At 45.4% G+C, this 15,463-nt stretch carries 9 protein-coding genes; all 9 read left to right on the forward strand.

All coding sequences use genetic code 11. From position 1 onward, the window contains the following. The first annotated feature begins 76 nt into the window (after nt 1–76). The 9 genes from D829_RS0127910 to D829_RS0127950 all read left to right on the forward strand — a co-directional run bounded on the left by D829_RS0127910 (nt 77) and on the right by D829_RS0127950 (nt 15,446). Nucleotides 77–499, forward strand: a complete 423-nt coding sequence (locus tag D829_RS0127910) for an OsmC family protein (protein WP_017692209.1) — start codon at nt 77–79, stop codon at nt 497–499. 319 nt (nt 500–818) lie between these two features. Further along, on the forward strand, nt 819–2,609 hold the full coding sequence (locus D829_RS0127915; protein WP_017692210.1) for a histidine kinase: 1,791 nt from the start codon (nt 819–821) through the stop codon (nt 2,607–2,609). Continuing rightward, nucleotides 2,602–4,206, forward strand: a complete 1,605-nt coding sequence (locus D829_RS0127920; RefSeq protein ID WP_017692211.1) for a response regulator transcription factor — start codon at nt 2,602–2,604, stop codon at nt 4,204–4,206. The genes D829_RS0127915 and D829_RS0127920 overlap by 8 nt, the downstream gene beginning before the upstream one ends. Nucleotides 4,207–4,381: 175 nt before the next feature. Beyond that, nucleotides 4,382–7,291: a glycoside hydrolase family 2 gene (locus tag D829_RS0127925; RefSeq protein WP_017692212.1), complete on the forward strand. Its 2,910-nt coding sequence runs from the start codon at nt 4,382–4,384 to the stop codon at nt 7,289–7,291. A 278-nt stretch (nt 7,292–7,569) separates the two neighbouring features. Beyond that, nucleotides 7,570–8,553: a sugar ABC transporter permease gene (locus tag D829_RS0127930; RefSeq protein ID WP_017692213.1), complete on the forward strand. Its 984-nt coding sequence runs from the start codon at nt 7,570–7,572 to the stop codon at nt 8,551–8,553. Between the two features lie 15 nt (nt 8,554–8,568). Further along, complete coding sequence (locus tag D829_RS0127935) at nt 8,569–9,471, forward strand: carbohydrate ABC transporter permease (protein WP_017692214.1); 903 nt, start codon at nt 8,569–8,571, stop codon at nt 9,469–9,471. Nucleotides 9,472–9,659: 188 nt separating this feature from the next. After that, on the forward strand, nt 9,660–11,348 hold the full coding sequence (locus D829_RS0127940; protein WP_017692215.1) for an ABC transporter substrate-binding protein: 1,689 nt from the start codon (nt 9,660–9,662) through the stop codon (nt 11,346–11,348). 377 nt (nt 11,349–11,725) lie between these two features. Beyond that, nucleotides 11,726–13,429, forward strand: a complete 1,704-nt coding sequence (locus tag D829_RS0127945; RefSeq protein ID WP_017692216.1) for an ABC transporter substrate-binding protein — start codon at nt 11,726–11,728, stop codon at nt 13,427–13,429. Between the two features lie 331 nt (nt 13,430–13,760). Next, nucleotides 13,761–15,446, forward strand: coding sequence for an ABC transporter substrate-binding protein (locus tag D829_RS0127950; RefSeq protein ID WP_026081466.1), 1,686 nt, complete (start codon nt 13,761–13,763; stop codon nt 15,444–15,446). Nucleotides 15,447–15,463 lie beyond the last annotated feature (17 nt).

The raw sequence follows: 15,463 nt of genomic DNA on the forward strand, positions 1-15,463 counted from the left end.
GCGATCGGAAGAACGAGCCGTACCCGGAACGGAGTTCTGCAAATCGTAAACTATTGTGAGAAAGAAGGATAACATCATGAATGTAACAACTGTATGGAAAGGCAAACGTGCGTTTACTTCCGAAGGACCCTCTGGCTACGCCGTTGGCATGGATGCCACTGCTGCTTATGGTGGTGACAGCAAGGGTGCGACCCCGATGGAATTGCTACTGGCGGGTCTCGGCGGCTGTATGGGAATAGATATTACGATGATTCTGGACGCTTTCCTGGACAAAATTGAATCGATTGAGATTGAAGCGCAAGGCACACGCAGCGAGGAGATGCCTAAAGGCTTCACATCCATTGATCTGATCTTCAAAGTCGATGGGGATATCCCGGATTATCGCATCTGGAAAGCCATCCAGATGGCTGAGGAAAAATATTGTGCAGTTTCCGCTTCGCTGAACGCCGATATTCATCCTAAACTGATCCTTAATGGGGTAAGTACACCTCGTCCTTAATAGCACACGAGCAGATTCTATACTGAGCAGGCACTTCCAATCGTGGGAGTGCCTTTTTGGTTTTTCTAACACTTCAACAGGGATTTCGCCCATCTAGGAGTCACTAAACTTCTGTCAGTAGAAAATAATTCGGTAAGCCCGGTCGCCATGTTAAAGGCGGCCTCTTCTACTAGAGGTAGGCAGGCTGGCTTAATATAGTACCCACTGCAATGACAATCCGAATTCTGGCGGTTATGTGGTATGATTAATTCTGAGGACAGAACATCCTGATCCTGCTCTTTATATGTAAGCGCTTATACAGATGACGGAAGGTGCAGACATGTTGAAAAGGCTGATACGAACCACTAATAATCTCAAATTAAAGCATAAATTGCTCATTTCCTATGTACTGGTTGTCATGATTCCGGTCCTGATTGTTGGTCTTGCTGTGACCAGTTATTTTCGCCAGCAAGCCCTGGACAATGCGATAGGACAGACGATCATCAATGTGGACAAGATCAAGAGCCAGACGGCAACCATGCTGCGTGTACCAACCGATATATCCAATCTTTTAATGTTTAATGCGGATCTCAAGGAGATCGTGAATAAACGGTACAAGAGCGTTGTAGAGTTAACCTCAGCGTATCTTGCATACAAAGACTTTCAGGAGTACAGGCGTTTGTACCGTGAGATAGCCGGCATTCGTTTTTACTCAACTAACCCAACATTGATCAATAACCTCGAATTCATCCCAGTAGACAAGCAGACGGAAGAGAGTTATTGGTACCAACAGGCACTGAAAACAACCAGCATCGGGTGGTTCTACATCCCAGACAAGGAAGATAATCCTGTACACAAGCTCAGCCTGGTGCGCAAAGTACCTTTTGCCGAGTATCGGACAGAGGGCGTGTTGATGATTGTGATCAATCAGGATGAGCTGAATGGATTGTTGCGTCAGGAACAGTTCGAGACGATGATTACGGACGAGCAGGGGTATGTGGTTGCAGCCAAGAATACCGAGCTGGTAGGGAAAACGCTGAACGAACTTGATTTTGGCGTTGATCTGCAGAATCAGGCAAAAGGCACGATTGAAGCTGATTTTCGGGGGGAGCCATCTAATATTGTTATTGATGAGCTGGGCCCTGGATCGAGTATGAACAGCCTGAAGGTGATTTCGGTTTTTGCCACTAAAAATATAGTTAAAGATGCCAACACCGTCAGCTTGATCGGCATGATTTTTATTATACTGGTGCTGGTGATCGCCCTACTATTCGTATATATCATCTCGTTCCTCACTTCGAACCGATTGCTCCGGCTGAGTAAACACCTCAACAAGCTTGCATTAGGAGACCTGAACGTGACTTCTCGAATTGATGGAAATGATGAGATTGGACAATTGTCACGACAGTTCAACTATATGGTGAAAAGTATCAATGAACTCATGACGCAGGTGGTAGAAGCGACCGAACAGAACAATCAATTGGAAATCGCCCAAAAAGAGATTAAATTGAAAATGATGGCGAGCCAGATCAATCCCCATTTCTTGTTTAATGCACTGGAGTCCATTCGGATGAAAGCGCATATTAAGGGAGAAGCAGAGATTGCTAACATCGTCAGGCTGTTGGGTAAGCTGATGCGCAAGAGTCTGGAGATTGGCAGTGGAAAAACAACCTTCCGGGCTGAACTTGAAATGGTACGTTCCTATTTGGAAATTCAGAAATTTCGTTACGGCGACCGCCTTGCATTCCAGATCCATATCGATCCCGAGGTGGAGAAGATGTACATTCCGCCTTTGATTATTCAACCTTTGGTTGAGAATGCGATTGTCCATGGTCTGGAGAACAAAGAGGGCACAGTCCGTGTTCATATAAGTATTCGTTTAGTAGAAAACATCGTGCAGATCCGTGTGGATGACAATGGTGCAGGCATAACGCCAGAACGACTGGCTGAGGTGATGCAGTTTATCTGTGGACCGGAGGAACAGGAGAAGAGCCGGATCGGCATGCGTAATGTACATCAACGCTTAACATTGACGTACGGCGAGCCATATGGAATACAGATTAAGAGTGTATATGGGGAAGGAACAGAGGTTTCTTTCACTTTGCCAGCAGGAGGGGACCAACATGTATAAAGTGTTTTTGGTGGATGACGAACCGAGCATACGTGAGGGACTAACAACCATTATCGAATGGGAAAAATACGGATTCCAGGTCATCGCTACAGCTGCCAGCGGGCGTGAGGCCATCTCCCGGTTTGAGGAGTTGGAGCCTGATCTGACGATTATTGATATTCGCATGCCCGGTATGACCGGGCTGGATGTGATTGAAGAAGTGCGCCGGAATCGTCCGGATTCGCACTTTTTGATATTGAGCGGTTATGCGGATTTTGATTATGCCAAGAAAGCCATCAGTTTTGGTGTGGATGGTTATCTGCTCAAACCGGTGGATGAAGAAGAGATCATTGGTGAACTGGAGAGGATTGCTACAATCCTGACCCGTGAACGAGAGACAATGGCACGTCAAGCTGGTGAAGATACCGTCTTTAGGGAGCATCAGATCGAAGCTTTGCTCTTTGACAGTCTGGAGGGTGCGGGTAGCATGGAAGAAGATAGCCTGGGGCTGCACTGGCCTCACTATCAGATTGTACTGCTTGAGATGCATGCGGCCCCCGACCTGCAACGGGGAAGTGTTATGAAACGCAAACTGATTGAAGCATTTGACCATAAAGACCGAGGTATTGTATTCTCGTTCCATTCAGGTCTGGGGCTGTTAAGTAAGGAAACAATCACATCCGAGTCATCTGCAAGAAATCTGTATGATGAGCTGGAAGGACTTCTGGGAGAATGGGAGGTTCACATGTACGGTGCTGCAGGAGAACCCGTACATTCCACTTCTGAAATTGCGCGGTCATACACGCAGGCGAATCGTTTACTCGGGGAACGCTTCTTGTTCACGGAGCAACGCATCATTCTGTGGACTGAAGGTAGCGAAGGCGAAAGCGAAAGCGTTGTTAAGCCAGAAGTTGAAGCTGTGGACGGAGCACATGAGCCAGTTGAGGACGAACTCGCGGACAAGCTGTATTATGCGTTAGACATCCGCAGTAGTGAGTCCGTTATGCGGGTACTGGTTGAGATGGAAGAGCGTCTGGTTCCATATCACCGAACAGAGCAAGCGATCAAGACGGCGTTCTCACAGGTATTTTCCCTGGCGTTCAACAAGCTTGCAGCGACGAATCAACATATGCACTCCATTATGCAGGAGCATTCGGTTCTAATTAATGAAGTCTATCATCAATTCACGATGTCTGATCTCAAAGTCATGGCAGCGGAACATTTTAATCGACTTATTCAACGTATGGGTGGGGGAAGCAAGGATACTGTATTGAAACAGATGATTGAATTTATCCAGCGTAACCCTGGCGAAAATCTCAAGCTAGAGGTACTTGCTGAAGTGTTTAACTATAACAGCAGTTACTTGGGTAAGTTGTTCAAGAATCATACTGGAGAGTATTTCAATGCATTTCTGGACAAGGTTCGTATGGAAAAGGCCAAGGAATTACTGGACGAAGGACTGAAGGTCCATCAGGTCGCGGCGAGAGTGGGGTATGCGAATGTGGACTACTTCCACGGTAAATTCAAGAAATATGTAGGGGAATCCCCTTCCGCTTACAAACAGGCCAGAACCCAATCATCGTTGAAAGGAACGGCTACGGATATAAACGAGGAATAAGTACGGAGTGCTGGGCCTTGCCCATGCCTACTATGTAAAACGTTTTTGGTATTCCTGAGAAATTTCCAGATTCATCATATTGTCCATGCACTTCCCATGATAAACAATGGTCACGGAAAGCTTCACATTTTAGACTGGATTTACAAGAATCCAGATGAAGGGATGGCCATACGATATGAATTTGTCCGATATAGGTGCTGTACGTCATACATTGAACTTAAATGGAACATGGCAGTTTTGTTTGGATCTGGAGTCCGATAAACTCGTTGAACAAGAGATATTACCACCTTCACAGTGTGAAAATACATCATGGGAGACCATTCAGATTCCCGGTTCATGGGAAGAGCAAGGATACGGAGATGAGCCTGAATACGAAAGGCTCGACACCTGGACCAAGGTACGCGAATATGAAGGCTCAGCTTGGTATGCTCAGGATGTTCATGTTCCATCAGACGATCCGGGATGCCACTATGTATTCAGATTGGAAGGTGTCCGATGGACAACGAATCTCTGGATCAATGGACAGTATGCCGGACAGCAGGATAGTCTGGTGAATCAACAGAAGTGGGATGTTACATCTCTGGTGGAGCAGGGAGAAGTGAATCGGGTGGAGATCCGCGTGGATAATACGATGAAACTTCCGCTGGCGGGTAGCCATATTCATTCATTGCATACGGCCACAGCCTGGGGTGGAATCACGGGTGGTGTTTATCTGGACATTCTGCCCCCATGCCGATTACAGACGTTACGGATTCAACCAGATGCTGAAACTGGAACCCTTCTGATTGATTGTACTGTAAGCGCTCCCGCAAATGAATCGGCTAGATCGATGCAATTGCATGTGGATATTCAGCATCCAGACGGCACATGGCTTGATCGATATAGTTGTAATGTTAATCTGAGTGTTCAAGCGCATGTGGATATAAGCTCAGCAGGTGTAACTGAAAGCAACGCTTTAATAGATCAGTGGCGATTGGAACTGGGGACAGGGAAATCTATCGCAAGATGGTCGGATGAATCCCCTGAATTATACAAAGCAGTGATCCGTCTGCATAACGGTGAACAGGAACTGGATCGGCTGGAGCAATCATTTGGTGTACGCTCCTTTGCAACAAACGGGAAGCAGCTCGAATTGAATGGGACACCAGTATATCTGCGCGGGTACGTCGATTGCTGTATCTTTCCACTGACGGGGTATCCCGTCTGGGACAAGGAGCATTATCTTCAGCAGTTTCGAGTCGCCAGATCGTATGGATTCAATCATGTCCGTCTGCATGGGTGGAGCGCGCCGGAGCCTTTCTGGGACGCGGCAGATGAAGAGGGCATGTTGGTGCAGGCAGAACTTCCACATTGGTCTCGTTTCTTTGAGCAATCGGATCAGTCTGCGCCAGCTGAAGTGTTGTCTTATCTGACACAAGAACTGGACGGGTTGCTCCAGTCGCTGCACAGACATCCTTCATTCGTCATGTTCTCCATGGGGAATGAACTTGTTGGTCCGAATGGCCATCCTGAACTCAATGCATTGGTATCGAGGGCAAGGGATATGGACCCGACCCGGTTATATACGGACAATACAGGTTTTGGACAGCTTCCGGCGCAAGGGCGGGAAGGTGATTATTATATTCAGTCGTTGAACTGGCATCCCCCATTGGAGTCCACTTTATCTGCTGTACCGGATACCACGCTGGATTATCATGCAGTCACCCGGCTTGCGGAGCATCCCATCATAGGGCACGAACATGCACAGTACACGATGTATGTGCGGCCCCAAGAGCGAGCCAAGTATACTGGCGTATTGCGTCCTAGCTGGTTACGACCGATCGTAGAATCGTTGACAAACAAAGGGATGATGGCGGATCTGGAACATTTTCAACAGGTCAGTGGTACACATCTGGTACGATCCTTAAAAGAAGCCATGGAGCGGATTCGGCGAACACCGGACGCTGCGGGCGTACAGCTGCTGGACATTCGTGATTTTCCAGGGCAGGGACATGCAACGACGGGCATTCTGGATGTATTTTGGGATGACAAAGGCATTACAACACCTGAAGAATTCATGCGTTTCAACGCAGATGTGGTGCTGTTGTTAAGTTGCAAGGAGCGTACATTTTACGCCGGAGAACCCATTCATGTCCATGTACACATCTCTCACTATGGTAAAGACCCGCTCAAAGATGCATCCATTCAGTGGAGGTTAATAAGCAATGATGTGATACTTACTGAAGGGGCATGGAAGACCAGAGATATCCAATGTGGGTCCGTCATGTCACTGGGAAGTATCGTCGCTACAGCACCTCGTGAAGCAGCAGCAGCTTATCGCATTGAAGCGGAGCTGATATCAGGCGATTCGGAAAGAACTGTAGCGAATGTATGGCAGGGCTGGTCGTTTCCTTTTTATCAGTCACATCCGAGTTCGAATCGGTTCTGGAATACCGTGGCAGAGTTGAAGCCATTCCTGGGTGAAGCGCATGATGATTGCGTAGATCGTATCGATGGATTTCAGTTGTTGAAAAATCGGGAGATTGACTTGGTTATCGCTCAGTCGTTAACACCCAATGTCGTTGATTATGTGGTCAACGGGGGGAGTGTTTGGCTACAGCCAACCGCAGAAGGGTTATATGATTCAGTGGAGACCAAGTATCTACCTGTATTCTGGAATTACCTGATGTTTGCTACACAGCCTGGTGCAACGATGGGCATGTATTTGAGAGAACAGTTAGCACTACTAGGCTCTTTCCCGCATGATGGGGCTTCGGACTGGCATTGGTATCACTTGGTGAACGGTACACCAGCGATATGTTTGGATACGTTGCCCGGGGTGGAGCCGTTGATCGAAGTGGTGGACCATTTCCATCGGGCCAAACGACTCGCTTATGCCTTTGAGGCAAAAGTAGGGAAGGGCAAGATTTTGATATCCTCACTTCCGTTTGCTGATCTGGCTGTAATGAAGCGTCCGGAAGCCGCCTACTTGTTTCAGGAGATACTTGCGTATCTGAATGGAGAGCAATTCCGTCCAGCAACCTCCATATCCGTAGCGCAATTACTCGGCATCGCTAAACTGCAAACGATTCAATTCACATTGTAATCAGATGGACCCGAAAGGGTCCTTTTTGTATGCCATGTAATTGAAGTAAACGATTACTATAAAACGTTTTCGATATTTACCACTTTAGATAATATTTTACCTTAATATTACTTTTATATCATTTGAAAGTAGAATTTATCACTAATTTTAACGAATTAATGTCTGATTATATATGTCTATATCTAATTTTTATATGATTTTCTCTAAAATCCAGATGGTATTTTGAAAACGCTCTATCGAGTATGATTATTTTATAAAACAGAGGAGGGGGAACGGAGATGGAAACGCTAACAAAAAAATCCGCTTCCGCGAACAGAAGCAGTGACCCCAAACCGCCTTTAAAGAATCGGCGGAACGGAATTTGGGACAGAATGAAACAGCAGAAATATCTCTATCTCATGTCATTGCCATTCGTAGCTTGGGTTTTCGTATTTAACTATCTGCCACTATGGGGATGGACGATGGCTTTCCAAAATTATAAACCTGCCAGATCGTTTGGTGATCAAGAGTGGGTTGGTTTTAAACACTTTGTAGACCTGTTCAGTGATGATCGTTTCTATCTGGTACTTCGGAATACGCTTGCAATGAGCTTGATGGGACTAGTTGTTGGTTTTATCGTGCCGATTTTCTTCGCTATTCTCTTGAATGAAATGAAAGGCATGTTCTTCAAGCGTGCAGTGCAAACGGTATCATATCTGCCTCACTTTGTATCATGGGTCGTTGTGGCAGGGATTATCACTAAGATGCTCTCCACCGATGGCGGGATTATCAATGATATTTTGGTAGGCCTGAACATTATCGATCAGCCGATCCAATTCATGGCCAAGGGGAACTTGTTCTGGTACATTGTAACCGCTTCAGATATGTGGAAGGAAACCGGTTGGAATGCGATTATCTATCTTGCAGCAATTACCGGTATCGACCAAGAGCTGTATGAAGCTTCCCGTGTAGATGGAGCCAACCGCTGGAGACAAATGTGGCACATCACGCTGCCTGGCATACGGACCACGATTTCCGTACTTTTCATCATGTCGATTGGACATCTGATCAGTATCGGTTTCGAGAAGCAGTTTTTGCTGCAGAACAGTCTAGTCTTAGACTACTCGGAAGTGCTTGATCTGTACGCGCTCAATTATGGTTTGAATATGGGACGATTCTCATATGGTACAGCCATAGGTATATTCAACTCCGTTGTCAGTATCATCCTTCTGTTTACTGCGAACGGCTTGTTCAAAAAATTCACAAAAGAAAGCATCATGTAGGGAGGGGACGACATTATGGCGAACAAAGCATTCAATGCTAGTCGAGGCGATAAACTGTTCGATATATTCAACATCCTCGCGATGACCATGGTGCTGATCGTAACACTATATCCATTCCTTAACGTACTAGCCATCTCACTTAATAACTCAACGGATACAGTACGTGGCGGGATTTACTTGTGGCCTCGCGAATTCACATTACAGAACTACAAAACGATCTTCCAATATGATGGATTGATACAAGGTTTACAGATCTCCATTCTGCGTACACTTGTAGGTACTGTGCTCGGATTGATCAGTTCATCCATGATCGCCTTTACACTGAGCAGACCTGACTTTGGACTTAGAAAATTTGTTTCCACTACGCTTGCACTCACGATGTATTTCTCCGGTGGTCTGATTCCAGTATACATCCTGATGCGTGACCTGCACCTGATCGGTACATTCTGGGTATATGTATTGCCAGGCATGATCAGTGCGTTTAACGTGTTCATCATCCGTTCATTCATTGATGGTCTGCCGTATGCATTGCAGGAATCAGCGAAGCTGGACGGTGCGAATGACTTTACAATCTATTACAGAATCATCCTGCCACTGTGTAAACCAGTACTCGCAACCATCGCGTTGTTCCTGGCTGTAGGTCAATGGAATGCTTGGTTCGATACGTACCTGTATAATGGTTCAAAGGCACATCTGACCACACTCCAGTACGAGTTGATGAAAGTACTGCAAAGTACACAGCAAGGCTCAGGTGCTGGAAGGAATACCAATGATATGGCACAGCAAATGACACAGATTTCACCGGAATCGATCAAGATGGCGATTACGATCGTTGTAACGGTTCCAATCCTCATTGTATATCCGTTCCTTCAGAAGTACTTTGTTGGCGGTATGACACTGGGCGCAGTAAAAGCATAAGCAAGCTTGTACAGGCTGCCACATAGAGCGGCCGTACATCTTACAAATGAAGCATCAGGATACCCGAAGCGCAGCCATTTGGTCTGCGCTTCACCGTATAGGGCTGCGGTGTGGTATTCATGAAGCTATAGACAGGGACAAAAAAGTCCCGGATAAGACAGACATATGAAACAGGGAGGATTACCATAATGGCAAGTTCCAAAATGAAGATTGCACTGGCACCAGTGCTTGCAATGTCTTTACTCGCAGGTTGCGGTGGAGGAAGCGGCAGTGATACGTCGTTCAAGGATACAAGCGCAGAGACAACTCCACTTACTTTTGATTTCTTCAGCGTTGACCCCAGTCCGAACTGGAATGGCATGAAGGATGAAGTAGGTAAAGTCCTTACGGAAAAAACAGGGATAACCCTTAACGGTGAGTTTGCCGTTAGTGGTGGTCAAGATAAAATATCCTTAATGGCGGCGAGCGGAGACTATCCGGATATCGTGTCACCCAAAGGAGAACTTAGCAAACTGGTGGATGCCGGGGCAATGCTCGATCTGACAGATCTGATCGACCAATATGCTCCCAATCTGAAGAAGCTGTATGGTAATTACATGGACCGGTTGAAATACAGTAATGAAGATCAGGCTATTTATGTGCTGCCAACGTATTATGCGGTAGACCAAAAGTACTTTGATGCAGGTGGCGGATTTGGTATTCAGCACCGTGTACTGAAAGAACTCGGATACCCGGAAGTAAGTACGCTTCAGGATTACAAGAATGTATTGAAGGCTTACAAAGAGAAACACCCAACGATTGATGGTCAGCCCACCATCCCGTTAACACTGGACGCGGATGATTGGAGAATCATGATTACCGTAACGAACCCGGCCTTCCAGGCAACGGGTGCACCGGATGATGGTGAATATTACATCGATCCAGAGACGTATGAAGCAAGTCTGCATTACAAACGTCCAGAGGAAAAAGAGTACTTCCGCTGGTTGAACCATATGTACAATGAGGGACTGCTTGATCAGGACAGCTTCATCCAGAAAACAGACCAATACAAATCCAAAATTGCAAGTGGACGTGTTCTTGGTGTCATTGATCAGGATTGGGGTTATTCCGATGCAGAAAATGCGTTGAAATCCGCGGGCAAGACTGAAGCAACGTATTCACACTTCCCGGTAACCCTGTCCGAGGATATCAAGGATCATGCCTACCAAGACCCTGGTTTTGTATCCGGTTGGGGTGTAGGGATTACAACATCGAATCCTGACCCGGTTCGTACGATCAAATTCTTCGATTACCTGGCTTCTGAAGAAGGGCAAGTGCTGATGAACTGGGGAATTGAGGGCAAACAGTACGAAGTGAAGGACGGCAAACGTGTCATTCCTGCCGACATTCTGGATCAGAAAACCAATAATGCAGCCGTATTCCAGAAAGAAACGGGTATTGGACTGTACACCAATATGTCCGGTCACTATGGAGACGGTGTGAAGGATTCAACGGATAACTACTACACTACGAATTTCCCTGAACAGATCGTGGCAGCATATTCCGATGCAGAGAAAGAAACACTCAAAGCTTACGGCGCTACGACGTGGAAAGATCTGTTCCCGAATGAAGACGAGTTCCCAATCAAGCCATGGGGAGCAGCATACAATCTGCCAACACCAGGTGACTCCAACTACAACGTCATCTTCAAGAAAACACAGGATATCATTCGGAAACGTATCCCGGAAGCTATTCTGAGTACTCCTGAACAGTTCGATGCGATCTATGACGGCATGATTGCAGAAGTGAACCAAGCAGGAGCAGAGGATATGGAGAAACAATATACAGAACTCGTTCAAAACCGTGTTCAATTGTGGAGCGGTGAAGAGGCTAAATAAACGTTTAGCCAGTCAGATTTAAAACGAAAAAGAATCCAGAATATCTGGGTTCTTTTTTTATCTAAAACGTTTTCTAAAAAACGTTTTCAATTTTAGAAATTCACTATTGACAAGGGATATAGGAGCGATTATTATTCAATTATGAAAGCACTTACATTTGCTTGTACATCATGTGATATACACCTGAACTTCAAAGTAAACACGTACAGGAATGAAGAAGAAATAAGGCAAGAGAAGAGCCACTTTTTGTTTTTCTGAAAACGCTTCTAATGTTATAAAACAAGAAAATTTCATTCGTTTCATCTGGTCACGGTATGTTCAGGTCAGCCTGTTATACAAATATACAGCTTCATTAATATCCATAAGGGGGATTACACATGAAGGGCAAAACACCAAAAACATTCGCAATGCTTCTGTTAGCCAGTGCTCTTGCAATTACAGCAGGATGCAGCGGCAGTGGAGGAGGAACTAACGCTTCAGAGAAACCGGTTGATTCCGGAGATACAACCAGTCCAGTGACCTTTACATTCTTTGGTGCAGACGCGAGTCCGAACTGGAATAACATGAAGGATGCTGTCGGTCAAGAGATTACTAAGGCAACGGGAGTTACAATTGAAGCTGAGTATGATGTGAATAATGGTGGTGACCAAAAGATTCCTTTGATGGCTGCCAGTGGTGATTACCCTGATATTATCTATCCTAAAGGCAACCTGTCTAAGCTTGTGGATGCAGGCGCGATGCTGGACCTGACCGATCTAATTGAGGAGCATGCTCCCAACTTGAAAAAAATCTATGGTGATCAGACGAACCGTCTGAAATACAGTCTTGAAGATCGAGCCATTTACACGATCCCGACTAATATGGGTGTAGATAACGTTGAGTTTGACGCTAGGGGCGGATTCGAAATTCAACAAAGAGTATTGAAAGAGCTCGGCTACCCTGAAGTAAAAACGCTTGAGGACTACGAGAACGTACTGAGAACGTATTATGAAAAACATCCAACGATTGATGGTCAACCGACTATTCCGTTAACATTGAATGCAGATGACTGGAAAATTATGATTACGGTAACGAACCCTGCATTCCAAGCTACGGGTGGACCGGATGATGGTGAGTATTATATTAATCCTGAGACCTATGAAGCCGTTCTACACTACAAACGCCCTGAAGAAAAGGAATATTTCCGTTGGTTGAACAAAATGTACAATGAGGGTCTGCTTGACAAAGATACATTTGTTCAAAAGGATGACCAATACAAATCCAAAATTGCCAGTGGCCGTGTACTCGGTCTAATCGACCAGGAGTGGAACTATGGTGAGGCGGAGAATGCTTTGAAATCGTCTAACGGTGGCGATAAAACATATGCCCACTTCTCCGTATCCTTGAATAAGGATATTGTGGATCATACGTTCCAACCGACGGGATTTGACGGTTATGGTATCGGAATCACAACTTCGGCCAAAGATCCGGTACGTATTATCAAATTCATGGATTGGCTTGCTTCCGATGAAGGTCAGGTCCTGAGAAACTGGGGCGTTGAAGGCCAACATTACCAAGTCGAGAATGGGAAACGCATCATTCCGGATGACGTACAAGATCGCAAAACCAATGATAACTCAGCTTTTACCAAAGAATCAGGCGTAGGCATGTATAACATATTTAGCGCCAGATACGGTGATGGTGTGAAAGATGCCACGGATAACTACTATACAACGAACTTCCCTGAACAGATTCAAGCTGGTTACACTGCCGCTGAGAAGGAAACGTTGAAAGCCTATGGTATTACAACATGGAAAGATTTCTATCCTTCCGAAGATGATCTGAAGCTAAAAGATTGGGGCGCAGCATACAACATGCCTGTACCATCTGACACGGATTACAACGTAACGTTCCAGAAAACACAGGATATCGTACGTAAACGTATTCCAGAGGCGATCCTTGCCAAACCTGAAAACTTCGACAGCGTATACGATGGTCTTCTGGCTGAACTCGATAAAGCGGGTGCAGTGGAGATGGAGAAACAATACACGGTTTGGATCAAAGAACGTGTAGCTCTCTGGACTGGAAAAGATGTGAAATAAGCTTGAAAACCAAGCATTAAAGTTAAGGATTTTCATAGCGGAAAAAGCCCTTGAGAAAGGGCTTTTTTTATTGTTGACGTGAGGTGATGGATAGCCTATAATCTATCATGTAAGCACTTTCAGTAAGCGGTTTATTTCATTTTCGAAAACGTTTTATGTCTGTTAGGAGAATCTTTCTTTTTGCAGAATTGAAACGTCAGCTTCAGTAAACACGTCGGAATGAACAATACCGAAAGCGCATTCAAAAAAAAGTGGTATCCTCAGGCCTAAAGCCTGTTATACAGATAAAACCTTCATAAATAATAGGGGGAACTAGACAATGAGAGGCAAAATGAAAGGCAATACACCCAAGACGTTTGCAATGTTGATGCTCGCAAGTGCAATGTTGGTTACAGCTGGCTGCGGGAATTCGGGAACCAAAGAGACTTCGGAGTCCAGCGGAACCGAACCGATCACAGTTACATTCTTCGGGGCGGATGCTAGTCCAACCTGGAACAAGATGCAAGATGCTGTTGGTAAAAAGATTACGGAGCAAACAGGTGTTACCATTGAAGCAGAGTATGATGTAAACGATGGTGGTAACCAGAAGATTGCGCTAATGGCTGCCAGTGGTGACTTTCCTGATATGATCTACCCTAAAGGTAACTTATCTAAGCTTGTGGATGCAGGCGCGATGCTGGATCTCACGGATCTGATTGAGGAGCATGCTCCCAATCTGAAAAAAATCTATGGGGAACAGATGAACCGTTTGAAATACAGTTTGGAAGATCAAGCGATATATACGATTCCAACCAATATGGGTGTTGATAATGTTACGTTTGACGCTACAGGTGGATTTGAAATTCAGCAAAGAGTATTGAAAGAGCTCGGATACCCTGAAGTGAAGACACTTGAGGATTACGAGAATGTACTCAGAGCTTATTATGAAAAACATCCAACCATTGATGGTCAGCCAACCATTCCATTAACATTGAATGCAGATGACTGGAAGATCATGATCACGGTAACGAATCCAGCTTTCCAGGCAACAGGTGCACCGGATGATGGTGAATATTACATTGACCCTGAAACGTATGAAGCAAAATTGCACTACAAACGTCCAGAGGAAAGAGAATATTTCCGCTGGTTGAATAAAATGTACAATGAAGGCCTACTGGACAAAGATGCCTTTGTTCAAAAGGATGACCAATACAAGTCCAAAATTGCCAGTGGCCGTGTCCTCGGTCTGATTGACCAAGAGTGGAACTATCAAGAAGCGGAGAACGCGCTTAAATCATCGGGCAAGGATGATGCCACATATGCTCACTTCTCTGTATCACTTAACGATGAAATTGTGGATCACACGTTCCAACCAGCCGGATTTGACGGTTATGGCATCGGGATTACAACTTCGGCCAAAGATCCAGTGCGTATCATCAAATTCATGGATTGGCTTGCTTCCGATGAAGGACAGGTTCTGAGAAACTGGGGTATCGAAGGTGAACATTACAACGTAGAAGATGGTAAACGCGTGATTCCAGATGACGTTCAGGACCGTAAAACGAATGACAACTCCAATTTCAGCAAGGAAACAGGAATTGGGATGTATAACGTATTTAGCGCAAGATACGGTGATGGTGTAAAAGATTCAACGGATAACTACTACACAACAAACTTCCCTGAGCAGATTGTAGCTGGTTACACGGCTGCAGAGAAAGAAACGCTGAAAGCTTATGGTATCACGACTTGGAAAGAGTTCTATCCGGCTGAAGAAGATCTGCCAGTTAAGGATTGGGGCGCAGCATATAACATGTCCGTACCTTCCGGTACAGACTATGAGGTAACGTTCCAGAAAACGCAGGATATCATCCGTAAACGGATTCCGGAAGCTGTTCTGACTACACCAGCAAACTTTGATGCAACCTATGATGCTTTACTGGCTGATTTGGACAAAGCAGGTGCAGTTGAAATGGAGAAACAATTTACGGTTTGGGTTAAGGAACGTGTCTCTCTGTGGACAGGAAAAGACGTAAAATAATATGGATTGTCTGTGAT

The sequence above is a fragment of the Paenibacillus sp. PAMC 26794 genome (assembly GCF_000316035.1).
In the GTDB taxonomy this organism is placed as follows: domain Bacteria; phylum Bacillota; class Bacilli; order Paenibacillales; family Paenibacillaceae; genus Paenibacillus.

What these genes read in the sequence shown, in the direction of transcription:
- D829_RS0127910 (WP_017692209.1), top strand. Translation starts at nt 77, where the DNA reads ATGAATGTAACAACTGTATGGAAAGGCAAACGTGCGTTTACTTCCGAA.
- D829_RS0127915 (WP_017692210.1), top strand. Translation starts at nt 819, where the DNA reads ATGTTGAAAAGGCTGATACGAACCACTAATAATCTCAAATTAAAGCAT.
- D829_RS0127920 (WP_017692211.1), top strand. Translation starts at nt 2,602, where the DNA reads ATGTATAAAGTGTTTTTGGTGGATGACGAACCGAGCATACGTGAGGGA.
- D829_RS0127925 (WP_017692212.1), top strand. Translation starts at nt 4,382, where the DNA reads ATGAATTTGTCCGATATAGGTGCTGTACGTCATACATTGAACTTAAAT.
- D829_RS0127930 (WP_017692213.1), top strand. Translation starts at nt 7,570, where the DNA reads ATGGAAACGCTAACAAAAAAATCCGCTTCCGCGAACAGAAGCAGTGAC.
- D829_RS0127935 (WP_017692214.1), top strand. Translation starts at nt 8,569, where the DNA reads ATGGCGAACAAAGCATTCAATGCTAGTCGAGGCGATAAACTGTTCGAT.
- D829_RS0127940 (WP_017692215.1), top strand. Translation starts at nt 9,660, where the DNA reads ATGGCAAGTTCCAAAATGAAGATTGCACTGGCACCAGTGCTTGCAATG.
- D829_RS0127945 (WP_017692216.1), top strand. Translation starts at nt 11,726, where the DNA reads ATGAAGGGCAAAACACCAAAAACATTCGCAATGCTTCTGTTAGCCAGT.
- D829_RS0127950 (WP_026081466.1), top strand. Translation starts at nt 13,761, where the DNA reads ATGAAAGGCAATACACCCAAGACGTTTGCAATGTTGATGCTCGCAAGT.